Raw genomic sequence first — 18,943 nt, 5'->3', positions numbered from 1 at the left:
AGCGCGCGTTTGTAGTGGAAATGGATGTCGGCGATGATCGGCACGTTTGCAGCGCGCACGATCTCGGGCAGCGCGGCGGTCGAGTCGGTGTCGGGACAGGACACGCGGATCAGGTCGACGCCGACATCCTCGCAGCGGCGGATCTGATCGATCGTAGCAGCCGCGTCGCTGGTTGGCGTGTTGGTCATCGTCTGCACGGTGACGGGCGCGCCGCCGCCGACGGGGACGTTGCCGACCATGATCTGGCGGCTCTCTCGGCGGACGATGTCGCGCCACGGACGAATGGACATGAGCGCCCATATACGCGCTGAGCGGCGTGGTCGAAAGCCCGCTGTCGGCGCGGGCGCGGCAACACTTCGTTGAGAAGCCGCAAGCTATTGGGGCATCATGCGCCCCGATCCCCCTGCCCGGCATCTGTCCGGCCGGCATTACGGCCTAGACTGGCTGCGGATCGGCGCGTTTGCGCTGCTGATCCTGTACCATGCGACATTGGTGTTCGTGCCGGGGCGTTGGGTGATCAAGTGGCCGCAGACGAACCCGGCGCTGCTGGTGCCGCTCGCGTTCCTGACGCCGTGGCGGTTGCCGCTGCTGTTCGCGGTATCGGGATTTGCAACCCGGCGGCTGCTGATGCGCTCGCCCTCGCTCCACGACTTCGCGCGCGGGCGCAGCAAGCGGTTGCTGCTGCCGCTCGCATTCGGGTTGCTGGTGCTGCTGGTGCCCGAATTGTGGGTGCGTGCGAAGCTGGCGGGCGATCCGCTATCTCTTACGCAATATTGGCTGCACGAATATTGGCTGCCCGATCCGCGCTACGGTCTCGGCTTTCCGGCGTGGGAGCATCTGTGGTTCGTACTCTACCTGTGGGTGTACACGATGCTGCTCGCGCTGCTGGTCGCCGCGCGCGGGGCGGCGTGGGTACAGGCGCGGGTCGAGGCGCTGACCGCCGAGCGGCGTATCCTGTGGTTGCCGATCTGCTTGCTCGCCGGCGCGCGATTGTCGCTGATGTTCGTCGTGCCCGAGCAGCACGGGCTGTTCACCGACTGGAGCGGGCACGTGCAATATGCGTCGTTCCTGCTGTTCGGCTTCGCGCTGGGCGGGTCGCCGCTGCTGTGGCAGCGGATCGCGGCGCACTGGCGCGGCGGCGTGCCGGTGGCGCTGCTGTGCGGGTGCGTGGTCGCGTGGGTCGAGCATGCCTTTCCCGGCAGCAACGTGCCGCCGCACCTGATCGCGGCGGCCGAGCGCGCCGCGCAGGTGGCGATGGCATGGTCGATGCTGCTGATCCTGCTCCACGTGGCAGACGTCTGGTTCAACCGCGACGCGCGCTGGCGTGCGACGCTCGCGGAGGCAGTATTCCCCGCCTATCTGATCCACCATCCCGTGATCGTGGTGACGGCGTGGATGATCCTGCCGCTCGGCCTGTCGGCGGGAGCGGGGTTCGCGGTTGTGGTCGCCACGACGACCGCGGCCTGCACGGGCTTCTACCTGCTGGCGCGCGCGGTGCCGGTACTAAGACCGGTTGCGGGGCTGGGCGTGCTGCCGCCGACGCCGCCGCGTCACCGGATCGTTCCGGCCGAATAGCCCGGCCCGAATAACTGGGCGTGAGTTGGCGCGGACGCCGCGAAGCTGCTAGGCGCGCGGCCATGCAACGCCATTACGGGCTCGACTGGCTCCGCATCGGCGCCTTCGCGCTCCTGATCCTCTACCATGTCGGCATGGTGTTCGTGCCGTGGGACTATCACGTGAAGCTCGACGGGCCGGTGTGGGCGACCGTGCCGATGATGGCGAGCAATCCGTGGCGGCTGTCGCTGCTATTCATCGTGTCGGGATACGCCAGCCGCGTGCTACTCAAGCGGCAGTCGAGCCGCCTCAAGTTCGCGCGGAACCGTACCGCACGGTTGCTGGTGCCGCTGATCTTCGGAATGGCAGTGATCGTGCCGCCGCAGGCCTGGGTCGAGCTGGTGACCAAGCGCGGCTATCCGCACGGCTTCGCGTGGTTCTGGCTGCACGATTATTTCCGGTTCGACAGCACGCTCGGCATGCCGTTGCCGACGTGGAATCACCTGTGGTTCGTCGCTTATTTGTGGATCTATACGCTGGCGATCACGCTCGCCGTCGCCGTGACGCCCAAGCTCGCGCGCGAGGCGGCGCAGCGTGGATTCGAGGCGGTGTTCCGCGGGCCGGTGCTGCTGCTCGCCCCGCTCGTCTGGATGGTGCTGGTCAATCTGGTGCTGTTTCCCGGCGGGCGTGAGACGCACGCGGTGCTGGGCGACTGGGTGGCGCACGCGACTTATTTTCCCGCATTCCTGTTCGGCTTCGCGCTGGCGCGCGCCGACGTGGTGCTGACACGGCTAGTGCGATGGTGGAAGCTGTCGGCAGTGGTCGCAGTCGCGTCGTTCGCGCTGGTCGCGGGGATCGAACTGACCTGGCCCGGGGTCGCGCGCGCGCCCGACGGCGTCGGCGAGCTGTTCTCGGTCGCGCGCGCGGTCGAGGGTTGGTTCGCGATCGCGGCGCTGATCGGGTTCGCCGACAGCCACTGGAACCGCGACCATCGCTGGCGTCCGATGCTGACCGAGGCGGTGTTCCCGTTCTACATCATTCACCAGACATTGATCGTCGTGATCGGCTGGTGGCTGCGCGACGCGGGGCTGCCGATGCTGGCGGACTTCCTGATCCTGGTGGCGGCGACCGTGGCGGGATGCTGGGCGTTCTACCTGATCGGGCGGCGCATACCGCTGGTCCGGCCGTTGATCGGGCTACGGCGGCACGCGTCAAAGCGCACCCACGTCGATCCGCGCCCCGCGATCGCCTGAATCCTCAAGGAGTTTACGTCATGTCCATCAACTGGACGCTGGTGATCCACGGCGGCGCCGGGATCATCAATCGCGGTGTCCTCACGCCCGATCAGGACGCGGGCGCGCGCGCGGCGCTGACCCGCGCGCTGGAGGCGGGCTCGGCGGTGCTGGCGGACAATGGCGCGGCGATCGACGCGGTCGAGGCGGCGGTGCGCGTGCTGGAGGACGATCCGCACTTCAACTCCGCGCGCGGGGCGGTGCTGACGTTCGAGGGCAAGGTCGAGCTCGATGCCGCGATCATGGATGGACGTGACCGATCGGCGGGCGCGGTCGCGGGGGTGAGCGTCGCGCGCAACCCCGTTACGCTCGCGCGCGCGGTCAAGGATCACAGCCCGCACGTGCTGCTGACCGGCGCGGGCGCGGACACGTTCGCGCGCGAACAGGGTGTCGAACAGGCGGGTGAGGACTGGTTCGTCGTGCCCGAACGCCGCGCGCAACTGGCAGCGATGAAGGCGAGCGAAGACTGGTTCGACGTCGACATGAAATACGGCACCGTCGGCGCGGTGGCGTGCGACGCGTACGGCCACGTCGCGGCCGCGACCTCGACCGGCGGGGTGACGGGCAAGCGCTGGGGCCGGGTCGGCGATACGCCGCTGATCGGCGCGGGCACCTACGCCGACGATCGCGCCTGCGCGGTGTCGGCGACAGGCTCGGGCGAGTTCTTCATCCGCGAGAACGTAGGGCACGAGATCGGCGCGCGCGTGCGGATGCTGGGCGAACCGTTGCAGATCGCGGCCGACGCGGTGATGGCGGGGATAAAGGCGCTGGGCGGCAGCGGCGGCGTGATCGTCACCGGGCCGGACGGCGATGCGGTGTGGAGCTTCACCACGCAGGGCATGTACCGCGGGCAGGTGTCGGCAAACACGGCCGCGCGCGTCGCGATCTACGCCGACGAAGGGTGAAACGCCTGTGCGACCCCGCGCCCATTGAGCGCGGGCGCGCCGCAAGCTACGGCGAGCACATGGCTGTATATTTCCACGAGGAAGACCTGCCGGGCGACGTGTTCGCACCCGGCGCCGCGATCGCGGTCGACACCGAGACGATGGGGCTGATCACGCCGCGCGACCGGCTGTGCGTGGTGCAATTGTCCGATGGGCTGGGCGACGAGCATCTGGTCCGCTTCAATCCCGGCAGCGATTACGCCGCGCCCAATCTGAAGCGCGTGCTGGCCGATCCGTCGCGATTGAAGCTGTACCATTTCGGCCGCTTCGATATCGCGGCGCTGAGCTATTATCTGGGCGTGGTTGCGGCACCGGTCTACTGCACCAAGATCGCGTCGCGGCTGGTGCGGACCTACACCGACCGCCACGGCTTGAAGGAGCTGGCGAAGGAATTGCTCGGCCAGGATATCTCCAAGCAGCAGCAATCGTCCGATTGGGGCGGCCCCGAGTTGTCGGAAGCACAGCGCGATTATGCCGCGTCCGACGTGCGCTACCTGCACCGCATGAAGGAAGAGCTGGACAAGCGATTGGTCCGCGAAGGGCGGATGGAACTGGCGCAGGCGTGCTTCGATTTTCTGCCGGCACGCGCTGAACTCGACATCGCGGGCTGGCCCGAGGTCGACATCTTCGCGCACGCCTGACCTTCGGAGAAGCGCATGAGCGAGCTTGCCCGCCGGACCCTGTCGGAGCGCCAGCAATGGGCGCGTCCGGGCGGCCGCCACGACCGGCTGATCCGCACGTCGAACTGGCTGATCCCCGCCTCGATCGGCGTGCTGACCGCGTTTCTGGTCATGGCGCCGCTGACCATGGCGGGCGACGTGTCGTTCGTGCTCGACAAGAACAAGGTCGACGTCGCCAAGGAACGCCTGAAGCTGCAATCGGCGACCTATCGCGGCACCGACACCAAGGGGCAGCCGTTCGAGCTGGAGGCAGGGTCGGCGGTGCAGAAGAGCTCGGCCGAGGCGGTGGTGCGCATCCAGCAGATGGCGGCGGCGATCCAGTTGCAGGACGGTCCCGCGCGCCTCACCGCGCCGCGCGCGCGGTACGACATGGATACCGAGAAGGTGCGCGTCGACGGCGGCATCGCGGTGCGTGCGCCCAACAATTACACGCTCGATACCTCGAACGCCGACGTCGATCTGAAAACCCGGCAGCTGACCTCCACCGCGCCGGTGACGGGCACGGTCAGGCAGGGTAATTTCAGCGCGAACAGCATGTCCGCCGATCTTGAATCGCGCACGGTCAGGCTGAACGGCAACGCGCGCTTGCGCATCGTGCCGAGACAAACGAAATGAGCGCCATGCGTGGCTCGCCTTTGCTCCTGTCGCTCCTCCTCGCCGCTGCCCCCGTGGCGGCGCAGAGCAAGCACAACACCAACGCGCCGATCGATTTCGGTGCGGACCAGATTGAATTGCAGGACAAGGCCAATCGCGCGGTGCTGACCGGCAATGTCGCGGTCAAGCAGGCGGAGATGACGCTCAACGCGCAGCGGCTGAACGTCGCCTATACCGGCGAGGTGGTCGACGGTAACCCGCAGGTGTCGAGGCTCGACGCGTCGGGCGGTGTGACGGTGCGCCGCCCCGATCAGACCGCGCGCGGGCAATATGCGGTCTATGATCTGAACCGCCGCGTCATCACCATGTTGGGCAACGTGCGGCTGATGCAGGGTCCGAACACCGTCAACGGCGCGCGGTTGACGATCAACCTCGACACCGGACGCGCGGTGATCGACGGGTCGGCGGTCGCGGGCGGCAGCGGAACCGGGACCGGCGGCAACGTGCAGCGCGCACCGACCGGACGCGTGACGGGCACCTTCTCGGTTCCCAAGCGGAGCTGAGGTTCGGCCTAAACGGCCGTACCACGGGTAATCAGCGCGCGGGTGCGGAGAGCAACCGGGCCAGTTTCGCCTTCAAGGCGCGCAGCGTGTCGCCCGATACGGTCTGGACGCTCGACAGCGAGATCGCGCGCGGGTTGACCGGCACGCCGTTCTTCCACACCTCCCAGTGCAGGTGCGGGCCGGTCGACATGCCGGTTGACCCGACATAGCCGATCACCTGCCCGCGCTGGACGTGGGTGCCGGGCGACACCGCGATCCGGCTCATGTGGCCGTAGCCCGAGGCGTAGCCGCCGGCGTGCGCCAGCTTGACGAAATTGCCGTAGCCGCCGCTGCGTCCCGCGAACTGCACCACCCCGTCGATCGCAGCGTAGATCGGGCTGCCGTAGGGCGCGCCAATGTCGATCCCCTTGTGCATCCGCATGAAGCCGAGCAGCGGGTGCATGCGATAACCGAAGGTCGAGGTGACGCGCCCGGCGACCGGCATGCCCATGAAACCGCGACGCTCGACCTGACCCGCCGGGTCCACGAAGCTGCCGCCCTCGCCGTCCTTGTCGCCCCAGCGGACGAGCTGGAGCCGGCGCTTGCCCGCCGCGTCGACGAGCCCGGCATACTGGAGCTGCCCGACTTCGACCTCGCCGGTGGCGGCGCGGGCCTGATCGGCGACGATGTCGAACGTGTCGGCGGCGCCGACTTCACCGATCGGCATGCGCGCGGCGACCGCCTTGATGTACGATTCGACCACGCGCGCGGGCACGCCGGCAGCGCGCATCGAGCGGTAGAGCCCGTCGCCTACCAGCCCGCGGACGTGCAGCGGCGCGCGGTCGATGCTGATCGACTGGCGATCAAGCAGCAACTCGTCACCGGCGCGATTGACCGCGAGGTTGAGGTCGAACCCGGCGCGGAACGTGAGCTTCTCGAGCGGGCGCGGCTGCAGCCGCGACGGGCGGCGCCCCATCGTCAGCGACAGGATCGTGCCGGGCTTGAGCTGGTCGAGCGCGACCGCGCCCGAGACGAGCGTCGCGACGCGTGCGGCCTCGTTCATGCCGACGCCCGCACGGCCGAGCGCGTTGGAGAGCGTATCGCCGCCGCCCAGCGTAACCGTCAGATCGATCTGCGGACGCTCGGGCGTCTCGGTCAGGTGACGGACGAGGCCGGAGGCAGCCATGCGGCGGCCGGTAGTGGCGCCGAGCCCTAGCGACGCGATCCCCTGCGTGCGGGTTTCCTCCAGCGCCGCGCCGGTCACCGCCGGGGGTGCGTAGCCGAGCACGGGTGGCACGCCCGGCCGCGTCATCCATGCCGCCCCGATCAGCGCGACACAGGTAGCCGCCCCGCGCCACCACGTCCGACTGCCGATGTTCTGCTCTAGATCAGGTACCCAGTCGGTGTGGACCGCCGCGTCGCGGAGCCGATCGGCGATCGACGACGGGACGACAGGCGCCGCGGCCGGCACGAGCGCGCGCATCCGCGCCGATCCCGCGGCACCTGCCAGCTCCAGCCCTTGCTGTTCACGCAGAAACAAAAACGGCGTCCCCGCCCCGGTGTGACAAAATGTGCGCCGTGTCCCCCCGGCACCTGGGTCGCCGCGTTGTGGACGCGAGGTGCTAAAGTCAAATTAACCGGGGTGACGAATGGCGTGCTTCGCGGCCGAACGCCCGACACGCGCGACGAAGCCGCCCGGCCCAAGTGCCTGCTTCAAGGAAGTGATTGCATCGCCTCGCCTTCGACCCGATGTATGTCGGGCAATGAGTGCGCGTGACAACGCCCGAGTGACGGCAGTGTTGGGCCCGACCAACACCGGCAAGACCCATCTCGCGATCGAGCGGATGTGCGCGCATTCGAGCGGATGCATCGGCTTCCCGCTCCGCCTGCTGGCCCGCGAGGTGTACGACCGCGTCGTCGCGTTGAAGGGCCGCGAGCGCGTCGCGCTTGTGACGGGCGAGGAGCGCATCGTTCCGAAGGACGCGCGCTGGTTCCTCTGTACGGTCGAATCGATGCCGATGCAGCGCGACTTCGCGTTCGTTGCGATCGACGAGGCGCAACTCGGTGCCGATCAGGAGCGCGGTCACGTCTTCACCGACCGACTGCTGCGCGCACGCGGTCGCGAGGAGACGATGATCCTCGGCTCGGAAGCGCTGCGTCCGGTGCTGCGCAACCTGATTCCGGGCATCGAGATCGTCGAGCGTCCGCGGTTCTCGACACTCAGCTACGGCGCGGCGAAGAAGCTGTCGCGTCTGCCCCGGCGCTCCGCCGTGGTCGCCTTCTCCGCCGAGGAGGTCTACGCGACCGCGGAGATGCTCAGGCGACTGCGCGGCGGGGCGGCGGTGGTGATGGGCGCGCTCTCCCCACGCACGCGCAACGCGCAGGTGCAGATGTTCCAGGCCGGCGAGGTCGATTACCTCGTCGCGACCGACGCGATCGGCATGGGGTTGAACCTCGATGTAGGGCATGTCGCGTTCGCGGGCCTGCACAAGTTCGATGGGCGTCGGCGTCGTCGGCTGACGGTGGCGGAGATGGCGCAGATCGCGGGGCGCGCCGGGCGGCACCAGCGCGACGGCACGTTTGGCGCGCTGACCGAGGAAGGCGACGACGCGTTCCTGCCCGAGGAGATACAGGCGATCGAGGGGCATCGCTTCCCCAGACTCGACTGGCTCTACTGGCGCGAGGGCGAGCCCGACCTGTCGAGCATCGACGCGCTGATCGCCAGCCTGTCCAGAAAGCCGGAGATGCCCGGCGGCACGGTGACGATGCTGCGCCCCGCACCCGAGGCGCTCGATCTGAAGGTGCTCAAGCGGCTGGCGGACGAGCCGCAGGTACGCGACGCGGTGCGTGCGGGCGGGCGCGGCAATGTCGCGCGGCTGTGGGCGGCGTGCGGTATTCCCGATTTCGCCAAGCTCGGCCTCGACCCGCACGCGCGCTTCGTCGGGCGGGTGTTCGCTTATTTGGCGCAAGGGTTCATCCCGCACCAATGGTTCGCCGACGAGGTCGCGCGGCTCGATCGCACCGACGGCGACGTCGAGACGATCGCGGGGCGGATCGCGAGCATTCGCAGCTGGACGTACATTGCGCAGCGGCCCGACTGGCTCGCCGATCCCGAAATCTGGGCGGCGCGCGCGCTGGAGGTCGAGGAGCGATTGTCCGACGCGCTCCACGCCAGCCTGACGCAGCGCTTCGTCGACAAGCGCACCACCGCGCTGATGCGCAAGATCGGCGCAGGCGCGGGCGAGCTGCCGGTCGAGATCGGCGCGGAGGGCGAGGTGACGATCGACGCGCACGCGATCGGGCGGCTCGACGGGTTCCGCTTCACAGTCGCACCCGAGGCGCGCGCCGCCGACAAGCGGCTGCTGCTCGCCACCGCGGAAAAGCGGCTGGGTGCCGAGCGACGGCGACGCGCGGAGGCGGTGATTGCAGGCGACGACGAGGCCTTCGCGCTCGCGGAAGACGGCGGCATCGTCGCGCACGGCAGCGAACTCGCGCGGCTGTCGCGGGGAAGCTCGCTGGCGCGGCCGGCGGTGGTGCTCGACCCCGCGCTCGCCTGCCTCGATCCGCAGTTGCGCGATCGCGTGGCGGCGCGCGTGCGCAACTGGGTGACGGCGAGTATCGCCAAGCGCCTGCCTGCGCTCGCCAATTTGGCCGAGGCGACGCGCGCGGAGGAAGCAGGCCCGGCATTGCGCAGCATCGCGGGCGCGCTGGAGGCGGGTGCCGGTATCGCCGCGCGCGCACCACTGACCGCATCGCTCGACGCGCTGGATGGTGGCGCGCGGCACTGGCTCAGGCGCGCCGGCGTCACGATCGGCGCGCTCGACCTGTTCGATCCGCGGCTGCTCAAGCCCGGTGCGCGCGCGTGGCGGCAGGCGCTGATCGTGGCGATGCACGGCGCCGCCCCGCCGGCTCCACCGGCGGGCGCGACCGTGCTGCCGCGGGCGACGCCGGGCGCGATGCTGGGGATGGGCTATCGTCCGCTTGGCACACAGGCGGTACGGATCGACCTGGTCGAGCGGATCGCGCGCGCCGCGCACGAAGCGCGTGCGGCGAGCAAGGAGGGCGCGCGCGCACCGTTCGCCGCCGATCCCGCGCTCGCCACCTCCATCGGGCTCGAACCCGAAACGCTGGCGCGGTTGATGGCGGAGCTAGGCTTTCGCGCCGCGGACAAGCGCGGCGGCGAGACGGCGGACAGCAGCAATCGCTACGTCTGGCGCGGGCGGCCCAGACCCAAGGCGCCGCCGGTGGCGGCAGCGGCGCGGCCGGGCAACGCCTTTGCGGCGCTCGGCGACCTGATGCGGGCGCATTGATGCCGGGCGTGGTCCCGAGCGACACGACGACGATGCGGCTCGACCGCTTCCTGTGGTTCGCGCGGCTGACCAAGACCCGCAGCGTCGCACAGGCGCTGGCGGCGGCGGGGCGGCTGCGGATCGACGGGCGGGTGATCGACCGCGCGCACGCGAGCGTCCGCGTCGGCAACATCCTGACCTTCGCGCATCACGACCGCGTGCTGGTGGTGCGGATCGAGGCGCTGCCGCATCGCCGCGGCCCCGCACCCGAGGCGCGCGGCTGTTATCAGGAACTGACCGCAGGCACGGCGGTTGATGGCGCACCCGCCTCCGCTGCGAACAAGCCCCATGCGAACAACTCGCAGCAATGGCTCGAAGATTGACGCTTCCCCGCGTCGCGCATAGCAGCGGCGCAAAATTGCGACCACGCACACGACCGAGTTACCGAGGAACGTTCACATGACCTACGTCGTCACCGACGCCTGCATCCGCTGCAAGTACATGGACTGCGTCGAGGTCTGCCCGGTGGACTGTTTCTACGAGGGCGAGAACATGCTGGTCATCAATCCCAGCGAGTGCATCGACTGCGGCGTGTGCGAGCCCGAGTGTCCGGCGGAGGCGATCCTGCCCGATACCGAGAACGGGCTGGAGCAGTGGCTGGAGCTAAACACCACCTTCTCCGCGCAATGGCCGAACGTCACGCGCAAGCTCGACCAGACTCCGCCTGATGCCGACGAGCACAAGGGCGAGGACGGCAAGTACGATAAATATTTCTCGGCCGAGCCCGGCAAGGGCGACTGATCCGGTCTGCCGGTTGTGCGATGGCGAACGTGTAATCTGCTCGCCGTCGCGCCGCATCCAATCTCCTGACTAAACCCGCGATCACCGTGTCGGCGGTCGTCGGCGCATGTCAGCAGCGCTGACGTAAGCAGGCTGGAAACAAACAAATAATCGTGCTATATACTGCCGGGTCGGGCGCAATGCTCTCGCGTCCGCCGAAACGATCAACCTACCCCGCAGTCCGCCCTCGTCGATCTGGGTGCCCCGGCACCGATGGATCGAGGCGTGATGACCCAAGACGCGGGCACAGAACTGGAAAGATCCGCGATGGCTGCCAAGGCTCTGCACTTCGATGTCGGCGATTACGTCGTTTACCCAAAGCACGGCGTGGGTCGCGTGATCGAGCTGCAGAAATCGGAGATCGCGGGCATTGCGCTCGAGCTCTACGTGCTGCGCTTCGAGAAGGAGCGCATGACGCTGCGCGTGCCGACCAACAAGGCCGAGAGCGTCGGCATGCGCAAGCTGTCGTCGGACAAGACAATGCGCGAGGCGATGGAAACGCTGAAGGGCAAGCCCAAGGTCAAGCGGACGATGTGGTCGCGTCGCGCACAGGAATATGAGGCGAAGATCAACTCGGGCGACCTTGCCTCGATCGCCGAGGTCGTGCGCGACCTGTTCCGCGCCGACGACCAGCCCGAGCAGAGCTATTCCGAGCGGCAGATCTTCGAAGGCGCGTGCAGCCGCCTGGCGCGCGAACTCGCCGCGATGGAGCAGATCGACGAACCGGCGGCGCAGGAGAAGATCCTCGACATCCTGCGCAAGGCCGCGGCGATCTACAACAAGGACAAGCAGCCCGCCTGAGCTGAACAACCACAGCTGTAAACAATATCTGTTTACATACGTAATCGAACGAGCGTATCGCTTCCCCAGGTTCTGCTGGAGGTTTAAGCGATGCGCTCTTTCCCGTTTTTCGCCCTGTCCGTGCTCGCGTGCATGATCGCTTTGCCGGCGACACGCGCCGGTGCCGCGGCGAGTGGCTTCTCGGTCGATTACGCGCTGCGCGATTTCACCACGGTCGCACTCGGCACCGGTGCGCGGATGCAGGTGCGCGTTGGCCCGACCTGGTCGGTCCACGCCGACGGTCCGGCCGCCGTGCTGGCAACGATGCGTGTCGAACGCGAGGGCAATGCGCTCAAGATCACGCGGCGTGATCCCAAGGCGAAAAGCGACGCGGCGCTCGAGCGGCAGGTACGCTTCACCGTTACCGTGCCGAGCCTTTCCTCCGCGGCGCTGGGCGGTACCGGCACAATCGACATCGACCGCGTGGCGGGCCAGCGCTTCAACGCGGCGGTTGGCGGGCGCGGCACGTTGCGCGTCGGCGCACTCGACACCGACGAGGCCGAGGTCTCGATCGGCGGCGCGGGCAACGTCGCGGCGGGCGGTCACGTCCGCATGCTCAAGGTCGCGATCGGCGGTTCCGGCTCGCTCGATGCGCCCACCCTCCACGCGCGTGAGGCCGACGTGTCGGTCGCCGGTTCGGGCAATGTCGTGACGATCGTCGACGGCGAGGCACGCGTGTCGAGCGTGGGTAGCGGCACGATCGACCTTGGTTCGCGCGCGCACTGCAAGGTGACGAAGATGGGCGGCGCGCGGGTGCGCTGCGGCGCTTGATCGCGCCTTCAACGTGTATTATTGTTACAACACAGTTGAAGGATAAGTCATGCGCTATCTCGCTCTCGCCCTGCTGATCCCGGCCGCCGCGTGCGGCATGACCGCCACCTACGCTACCGGAAACCAGGAGGGCATCGCGCCTGAGGGATCGGGAGCGAGCCGCAGCTACGCCGCGCGCGACTTCACGCGCGTATCGCTCGCCGGGCCCGATGACGTTGACGTGCGGGTGGGGCCCTATTCGGTGCGGGCAGAGGGCGATCCGGCGCTGCTCGACCGGCTGGTGATCCAGCGCGACGGCAACAGCCTGCGCGTCGGACGCCGCAACGGCATGAGCTGGACGCGGGGCAGCGTGCGCGTGATCGTTTCGATGCCGCGGATCGAGGAGGCGACGATCGCCGGATCGGGCAACTTCCGCGTCGCGCGTGCCGAAGGACCGCGTTTTCGCGGTGCGATCAGCGGATCGGGCAATCTCGCCGTCGCCGAGGTGCGCGCGGGGGAGGTCAAGTTCGGCATCTCGGGGTCGGGCGACGTGATCGCGGCGGGGCAGGCGCAGGCGCTGACGATCCGGATCGCCGGGTCGGGCAACGTGCAGGCGCGCGGGCTGACCGCGGCGCGCGCGACCGTGTCGGTATTGGGATCGGGTGACGTGAACGCGACCGTCCGCGGACCTGCCGACGTGCGGCTGGCCGGATCGGGCGACATCGACCTGGGTGCGGCCGCACGCTGCACCACGCGCAAGGGCGGATCGGGTACGGTGCGCTGCGGCGGCTGACGCTTTGAAAACAAGCGGGTGGGCGGCTTGCCGGCGAGGCGGTGGAGTGCGACGCTGGACGGCATGACCCTGCCCCGCCTGCTCGCCCCGCTGCTGCTGCTCGCCCTGCCGCTCTCCGCGACGCCTGCGCTCGCGGCCGAACGGGTGTGGAATATCGGCAGCTTCGACCGGCTGCGCGTCGATGGGCCGTTCGAGGTGCGCGTCGCCACAGGCGGCAGCCCGCGCGCCAAAGCGAGCGCGTCCGACCCTGCCCTGCTTGAGCGGTTGCGGTTGAGCAACGAGGGCGGCACGCTGTCGCTCCGGCTGGACCGCGGAACGGGTGACCGCGCCGCGCGTGGCAGCGACGCGGCACCGGTGTTCACGCTCTCGACCGTTTCGCTACGCGGCGTGACGCTGCTGTCGGGCGCGAAGGTGGCAGTGACGCGAATGGCTGCCGAGCGCGTCGACCTGGGCGTGACGGGCACGGGGTCGCTGTCGGTCGACGAGATCGCAGCGCAGCAGGTCAACGCGACCGTGATCGGCAGCGGCGCGATCCGCCTCGCCGGACGTGCGGGCAAGGCGCGGCTGCTGACCAACGGCCCCGGATCCATCGACGCCGCCGACATGTCGGCAGGCGACCTGTTCGTGTCGATGGACGGCGCGGGCGAAACGCGCGCGGCGGCGCGCTACTCGGCCGAGATCACCTCCAGCGGGATGGGGCGGATCGACGTCAGCGGCAATCCCAAGTGCGTCGTGCGCGCGGCGGCGGGCGGCCCGGTGACGTGCGGGACGGCGCCGCGCTGACGCTCAATCGTCGGATGGCCCGAGCTCGGGATCGAGATCGCGCGGACGGATAAAGCGGGTGAGCGTGCCGCCACGCTCCCTGACCTCGGCCCAGCGGTCGACCGCGAACGTCAGCTCGGCGAGCGTCGCGGTCGGGTATTTCTCCTCCACGTCGTCGCGGAGCGTACCGGGTTCATCGGGCGCGAGCAGCAGGACGAGATCCTCCAGCCCCGGATTATGCCCGATCAGCAGCAGGTGCGCGTACTCATCGTTCGTCTCGCGCACCACGTCGAGCAGCGAGCCGGCGGAGGCGAGATAGACGCGGCGGTCGTAGGCCGGCGACAACGCGCGCGCATAGCCCGACTCGATGCCGTCGATCGTCTGCTCGACGCGCACCGCGGGCGAGGCGACGACGTGATCGAAGCTGAGCCCCAGCCGGCGAAGTTCACGCCCCATCGTCTGCGCGGCACGGCGTCCCTTGGGATTGAGCGGCCGGTCGAAATCGCGCGCGACCGCGTCGTCCCAGCCCGACTTGGCATGGCGCAGCAGCGTCAGCGTCTTCACGGGACCAACCTCCATCAAGCGGGCAGGTGCGCTCCTTGCCCGATTTGGCCACGCGTGGATAGCCGCTCGGCGACGCGCTGCGCGGCCTCGTCGAGCGTCAGGCGGCGGATCGGCACGCCGGGCGGGAAGGCGTCGAGCAGGCGCGATGGCATCGCGGCGGAGAGCAGCACGAACGCGCCGGCATCGTCCTGCCGCCGGATCAGCCGCCCGAACGCCTGTGCCAGCCGCGCGCGCACGATGCGGTCGTCGTAGGCACTTCCACCGCCCTCCAGACGCCGGGCGGCATGGAGCACGGTCGGCTTGGGCCAGGGCACGCCCTCCATCACCACCAGCCGGAGCGAATCGCCGGGCACGTCGACCCCGTCGCGCAGCGCGTCGGTACCGAGCAGCGAGGCATGCGGATCGTCGCGGAAGATGTCGACCAAGGTGCCGGTATCGATCGGATCGACGTGCTGCGCGTGGAGCGGCAGCCCCTCGCGCGCCAGCCGGTCGGCGACGCGGGCGTGAACCGCGCGAAGCCGGCGGATCGCGGTGAACAGCCCCAGCGTGCCGCCCCCCGCCGCCTCGATCAGCCGCGCGTACGCGTTGGCGAGCGCGGGCAGATCGCCGCGTTTCACGTCCGTCACGATCAGCACCTCGGCATGCGCGGCATAGTCAAACGGGCTCGTGACCTCGAAGCGGTCGGCGGGGCGCTGGAGGTGCGTCGCGCCGACACGTGCCTCCGCGGTTGACCAGTCGCCGCCCGCAGTCAGCGTCGCGGAGGTGACGAGCGCGCCGTGCGCGGGACGCAGCACGATCTCCGCGAACGGCTTGGTCGGATCGAGCCAGTGGCGCAGCAGGCCGATGTCGGTCTCGCGACCCTCGATCCGGTTGACGATCAGCCAGTCGACGAATTGCGGCACCGCGGGACCGCCGACCCGCGCCAGCAGCGCCAGCCACGCCGACACCGTCTCCACCCGCCAGGCGAGCGAGGCGATCGCACCTTCGACGCGCGCGCGCGCCGGGGCATCGAGCCAGTCGGGCGCGTCGGCGAGCACCGCCTCCAACCGGCGGCCGAGCACCACCAGCGGTCGGTGGAGCGCCTCCAGTGCCTCGGCCGCGCTCGCCGCCGCCTCAACCAGCTCGGGCGTGGGTTCGGCAAGCTCGGTCTCAAGGCCGTAGCCCGCATCGCCCGCACCGCTCGCGCGCGCGAAGGTCATGCCGCGCACCGCCGCGAACAGCGTTTCGAGCGCGCCGAACGGCTGGTTGTCGGCCAGCCGCTGCAGCCAGCCATCGGCGGCGAGCGCACCCGCCGCGCGCACCGCATCCGCGATCGCCGTGCCACCCGCCTCGTCGTAGCTGGCCACGTCAGACAGGCGCGCGGCCAGCCCGCGTCGTCGCCCGCGGCTGGCGCCCTCGGGTCCGACGATCCAGCGGCGCAGCTCGATCGCCTCCTGCCCCGTCAGCGCGGTGGAGAACATCATGTCGGCAGCGTCGAACAGGTGGTGCCCCTCGTCGAAGACGTAGCGGGTCGGGCGCGTCGTCGCCTCGCGGCCGCGCGCCGCGTTGACCATCACGAGCGCGTGATTGGCGATCACCAGGTCGGCCTCGGCCGAGGCGCGCGCGGCGCGTTCGATGAAGCATTTGCGATAGTGCGGACAGCCCGCATAGACGCACTCGCCGCGCCGGTCGGTCAGCGCGGTCGAGCCGTTGCGCCGGAACAAGGTCGGCAGCCAGCCGGGCAGGTCGCCGCCGACCATGTCGCCGTCGGCGCTATACGCCGCCCAGCGCGCGACAAGCTGCGCCAGCACCGCGGCACGCCCCGCGAATCCGCCCTGCAGCGCATCCTCCAGGTTGAGCAGGCAGAGATAATTCTCGCGCCCCTTGCGCGTCACCACGCGTGTCCGCCTGACACTTTCGTCAGGGTAAACACGGCGTGTCTCCGCGCTCAGCTGACGCTGCAATGCCTTGGTGTAGGTGGAGATCCACACCGCACCCCCCGCCGCCTCAGCCCACAGGCTCGCCGGCGCGAGATAGCCGAGCGTCTTGCCGATCCCGGTGCCGGCCTCCGCCAGCATCAGATTGGGCGCGTCGCGGAGGCTGCGCGGCATGAAGGCGGCGTTGGCGGCGGCGGCAAAGCGTTGCTGCCCGACGCGCGGCTCGGCACCGTCGCCGGTCAGCTCGTCCAATCGGTCTAGCACCGCGCCCTCGGGCATCGTCACCGTGCGCGGCGCCGGGCGCGGCGGTGCCTCGCTCCACTCGGGCAGGCGCGTGAACAGCCAGCGCTCCTGCGACGACGGCTTGGCGATACGGGGCGCGAGCGGCGGCGCCCACGCCCAGCGCAACCGGGTGAGCGACTGGAGCGCGGTCCACGCCCCCTCACGCTCGGGCCAGTCGCCCACGGGGACGCTCAGCAGCCGCTCGGCCGCGGCGAGCAGGAAGGTTGCGACCTGCGCATCGTCGGCGGGCACGTCGAGTCCGGTCGCGGCGGCGAGGCCCTTGGGCGTCGGCACCATAAAGCGGGCGGGACGCATAAAGGCGAATAGTTCGAGCAGGTCGAGCCCCGACAGATCGGGATAACCGAGCCGCTGCCCGACGAGTGCGGCGTTCAGCAGGATCACAGGCGTATCGGCGGCGAGCCGGATCGCCTCACCGCGCGACACCTCACGCGTGACGCCGTCTTTCGCCACCCAGATGCCCGAGTGGCTGGCGTGCAGGGCGGGATAGTGCAGCGCGCTCACACCCGATCACGTGCGCATCGGCGAACAGATTGGCAACCCGGTTCAGCGTCACATGCCAACAATCCTTGCTTTGCGATTGGTTCGCAATCGCATCAGGCGACAGTAAACGCGGCTGCGGGGTGGATTCCGCGCGCTCGCTGTGCTTAGGAGAAACGCAAAGCGTTCCCACCCGCCACCATCCGGAGAGGCGTCCCCATGAACATCCACGAATATCAAGCCAAGGAATTGCTCGCGAAATACGGCGTCGCCGTGCCGCAGGGCTTCGCCGCGATGAGCGTGGAGGAAGCCGTGGAGGCGTCGAAGAAGCTGCCTGGGCCGCTCTACGTCGTGAAGGCGCAGATCCACGCCGGCGGCCGCGGCAAGGGCAAGTTCAAGGAACTTCCGGCTGACGCGAAGGGCGGCGTCCGCCTCGCCAAGACCGAGGACGAGGTGCGCCACGCCGCGACCGAGATGCTCGGCAACACGCTGGTGACGATCCAGACCGGTGACGCGGGCAAGCAGGTCAACCGCCTCTACGTGACCGACGGCGTCGACATCGCCAAGGAATTCTATCTCGCGCTGGTCGTCGACCGCGCCTCGGGTCGCGTCGGCTACGTCGTGTCGACCGAAGGCGGCATGGACATCGAGACGGTCGCGCACGACACGCCCGAGAAGATCCACAGCTTCTCGGTCGACCCGGCGTCGGGGTTCCAGCCGCACCACGGCCGCGCGGTCGCGAACGCGCTTGGCCTCACCGGCGATCTCGCCAAGCAGGCGCAGACCGTCGCCGCGAAACTGTACGACGCGTTCCTCGGCACCGATGCCGAGCAGATCGAGATCAACCCGCTCGCGGTCACCGACGACAACAAGCTGATGGTGCTCGACGCCAAGGTCGGCTTCGACGGCAATGCGATGTTCCGCCACAAGGACCTGATGGAACTGCGCGACGAGACCGAGGAGGATCCGGCCGAGCTGGAAGCGTCGAAGTACGACCTCGCCTACATCAAGCTCGACGGCGACATCGGCTGCATGGTCAACGGCGCCGGTCTGGCGATGGCGACGATGGACATCATCAAGCTGAACGGCATGTTCCCGGCCAACTTCCTCGACGTCGGCGGCGGCGCATCGAAGGAAAAGGTGACCGCGGCGTTCAAGATCATCCTGGCCGATCCGGCGGTGAAGGGCATCCTCGTCAACATCTTCGGCGGCATCATGAAGTGCGACATCATCGCCGAGGGCATTGTCGCCGCGGCAAAGGAAGTGAACCTGTCGGTGCCGCTGGTCGTCCGGCTCGAGGGCACCAACGTCGACAAGGGCAAGGAAATCCTCAGTCAATCGGGTCTCGCGATCGTACCCGCGAACGACCTGGGCGACGCCGCGAAGAAGATCGTCGCCGAGGTGCAGAAGGCGGCGTGATCATCTCACGCCTTTGATGCAATCGGACGAGGGGTCGGGCGGAAACGTCCGGCCCCTTCTTCGTTGGTGAACATGATCTGCCGCTACGGCACAGCCGGATCGCAGCACAGCAACCATACCGCACTTGCGAAAACGACCGCAAACCGCCAATTGTCGCACCGATGCAGGCGCGCAAAGGATAGAAAGAGGATCCGTCGATGAAGGTAATCGTCCCGGTCAAGCGCGTGCTTGACTATAACGTGAAGCCGCGTGTGAAGGCGGACGGGTCGGGGGTTGACCTCGCCAACGTCAAGATGAGCATGAACCCCTTCGACGAGATTGCGGTCGAGGAAGCGATCCGCCTGAAGGAGAAGGGTGTCGTGACCGAGATCGTCGCAGTGTCGA

Annotated in this window: 18 protein-coding genes and 1 pseudogene; 15 read left to right on the top strand and 4 right to left on the bottom strand. The window is 69.0% G+C overall.

Features of this window, described 5'->3' with window-relative positions; genetic code table 11:
• A partial coding sequence (locus QZ847_RS00170; protein ID WP_294351958.1) for a flavodoxin-dependent (E)-4-hydroxy-3-methylbut-2-enyl-diphosphate synthase occupies positions 1-290 on the bottom strand: 290 nt, incomplete at its 3' end.
• 97 nt (positions 291-387) lie between these two features.
• On the opposite strand from QZ847_RS00170, the gene QZ847_RS00165 reads away from it, so the two are divergent.
• The 6 genes from QZ847_RS00165 to QZ847_RS00140 all read left to right on the top strand — a co-directional run bounded on the left by QZ847_RS00165 (position 388) and on the right by QZ847_RS00140 (position 5,627).
• Positions 388-1,575: an acyltransferase gene (locus QZ847_RS00165; RefSeq protein WP_294351953.1), complete on the top strand. Its 1,188-nt coding sequence runs from the start codon at positions 388-390 to the stop codon at positions 1,573-1,575.
• A gap of 62 nt (positions 1,576-1,637) precedes the next feature.
• Positions 1,638-2,807, top strand: a complete 1,170-nt coding sequence (locus QZ847_RS00160; protein WP_294351949.1) for an acyltransferase — start codon at positions 1,638-1,640, stop codon at positions 2,805-2,807.
• Positions 2,808-2,827: 20 nt separating this feature from the next.
• Positions 2,828-3,751 carry an isoaspartyl peptidase/L-asparaginase family protein gene (locus QZ847_RS00155; RefSeq protein WP_294351946.1) on the top strand — a complete coding sequence of 308 codons (924 nt, stop codon included), beginning with the start codon at positions 2,828-2,830 and terminating at the stop codon, positions 3,749-3,751.
• A gap of 59 nt (positions 3,752-3,810) precedes the next feature.
• Positions 3,811-4,431: a ribonuclease D gene (locus tag QZ847_RS00150; protein ID WP_294351943.1), complete on the top strand. Its 621-nt coding sequence runs from the start codon at positions 3,811-3,813 to the stop codon at positions 4,429-4,431.
• A 15-nt stretch (positions 4,432-4,446) separates the two neighbouring features.
• Entirely contained in the window at positions 4,447-5,085 is a 639-nt protein-coding gene (gene lptC / locus QZ847_RS00145; RefSeq protein ID WP_294351940.1) for an LPS export ABC transporter periplasmic protein LptC, read from the top strand.
• A 5-nt stretch (positions 5,086-5,090) separates the two neighbouring features.
• A complete protein-coding gene (locus QZ847_RS00140; protein WP_294190012.1) occupies positions 5,091-5,627 on the top strand; it encodes an LptA/OstA family protein in 537 nt (178 codons plus the stop codon).
• Between the two features lie 31 nt (positions 5,628-5,658).
• On the opposite strand, the gene QZ847_RS00135 is transcribed toward QZ847_RS00140, so the two are convergent.
• The gene (locus QZ847_RS00135) at positions 5,659-7,146 is read right to left on the bottom strand and encodes a M23 family metallopeptidase (protein WP_294351937.1); all 1,488 of its coding nucleotides are present in this window, start codon (positions 7,144-7,146) and stop codon (positions 5,659-5,661) included.
• A 223-nt stretch (positions 7,147-7,369) separates the two neighbouring features.
• On the opposite strand from QZ847_RS00135, the gene QZ847_RS00130 reads away from it, so the two are divergent.
• From QZ847_RS00130 to QZ847_RS00100, 7 genes are all read left to right on the top strand, one after another.
• Complete coding sequence (locus QZ847_RS00130; RefSeq protein WP_294351935.1) at positions 7,370-9,916, top strand: helicase-related protein; 2,547 nt, start codon at positions 7,370-7,372, stop codon at positions 9,914-9,916.
• Positions 9,916-10,278: an RNA-binding S4 domain-containing protein gene (locus QZ847_RS00125; RefSeq protein WP_294351933.1), complete on the top strand. Its 363-nt coding sequence runs from the start codon at positions 9,916-9,918 to the stop codon at positions 10,276-10,278. Before QZ847_RS00130 ends, QZ847_RS00125 begins: the two co-directional genes overlap by 1 nt.
• Positions 10,279-10,354: 76 nt before the next feature.
• Positions 10,355-10,696, top strand: coding sequence for a ferredoxin FdxA (gene fdxA / locus QZ847_RS00120; RefSeq protein WP_093006740.1), 342 nt, complete (start codon positions 10,355-10,357; stop codon positions 10,694-10,696).
• Between the two features lie 306 nt (positions 10,697-11,002).
• Positions 11,003-11,536 carry a CarD family transcriptional regulator gene (locus QZ847_RS00115; RefSeq protein ID WP_019515453.1) on the top strand — a complete coding sequence of 178 codons (534 nt, stop codon included), beginning with the start codon at positions 11,003-11,005 and terminating at the stop codon, positions 11,534-11,536.
• A gap of 90 nt (positions 11,537-11,626) precedes the next feature.
• A complete protein-coding gene (locus tag QZ847_RS00110; RefSeq protein WP_294351930.1) occupies positions 11,627-12,346 on the top strand; it encodes a DUF2807 domain-containing protein in 720 nt (239 codons plus the stop codon).
• A 49-nt stretch (positions 12,347-12,395) separates the two neighbouring features.
• Positions 12,396-13,118, top strand: a complete 723-nt coding sequence (locus QZ847_RS00105) for a head GIN domain-containing protein (protein ID WP_294351929.1) — start codon at positions 12,396-12,398, stop codon at positions 13,116-13,118.
• A gap of 63 nt (positions 13,119-13,181) precedes the next feature.
• A complete protein-coding gene (locus tag QZ847_RS00100) occupies positions 13,182-13,901 on the top strand; it encodes a DUF2807 domain-containing protein (protein WP_294351926.1) in 720 nt (239 codons plus the stop codon).
• A gap of 3 nt (positions 13,902-13,904) precedes the next feature.
• On the opposite strand, the gene QZ847_RS00095 is transcribed toward QZ847_RS00100, so the two are convergent.
• Both QZ847_RS00095 and QZ847_RS00090 read right to left on the bottom strand, forming a co-directional pair.
• Positions 13,905-14,444: a histidine phosphatase family protein gene (locus QZ847_RS00095; RefSeq protein WP_294351923.1), complete on the bottom strand. Its 540-nt coding sequence runs from the start codon at positions 14,442-14,444 to the stop codon at positions 13,905-13,907.
• 14 nt (positions 14,445-14,458) lie between these two features.
• Complete coding sequence (locus QZ847_RS00090; RefSeq protein WP_294351921.1) at positions 14,459-17,164, bottom strand: ATP-dependent DNA helicase; 2,706 nt, start codon at positions 17,162-17,164, stop codon at positions 14,459-14,461.
• Positions 17,165-17,359: 195 nt separating this feature from the next.
• Between QZ847_RS00090 and sucC the strand changes: the two genes are divergently transcribed.
• Together sucC and QZ847_RS00080 are read left to right on the top strand one after the other, a co-directional pair.
• The gene (gene sucC / locus QZ847_RS00085; RefSeq protein WP_294351919.1) at positions 17,360-18,559 is read left to right on the top strand and encodes an ADP-forming succinate--CoA ligase subunit beta; all 1,200 of its coding nucleotides are present in this window, start codon (positions 17,360-17,362) and stop codon (positions 18,557-18,559) included.
• A 197-nt stretch (positions 18,560-18,756) separates the two neighbouring features.
• Positions 18,757-18,943, top strand: a pseudogene (locus tag QZ847_RS00080) (electron transfer flavoprotein subunit beta/FixA family protein); the annotation flags it as partial.

Source organism: uncultured Sphingomonas sp., assembly GCF_913778135.1.
GTDB lineage: Bacteria > Pseudomonadota > Alphaproteobacteria > Sphingomonadales > Sphingomonadaceae > Sphingomonas.
Note: the sequence above shows the minus strand (reverse complement) of the source record. Positions and strands in the feature narration are given on the sequence as shown.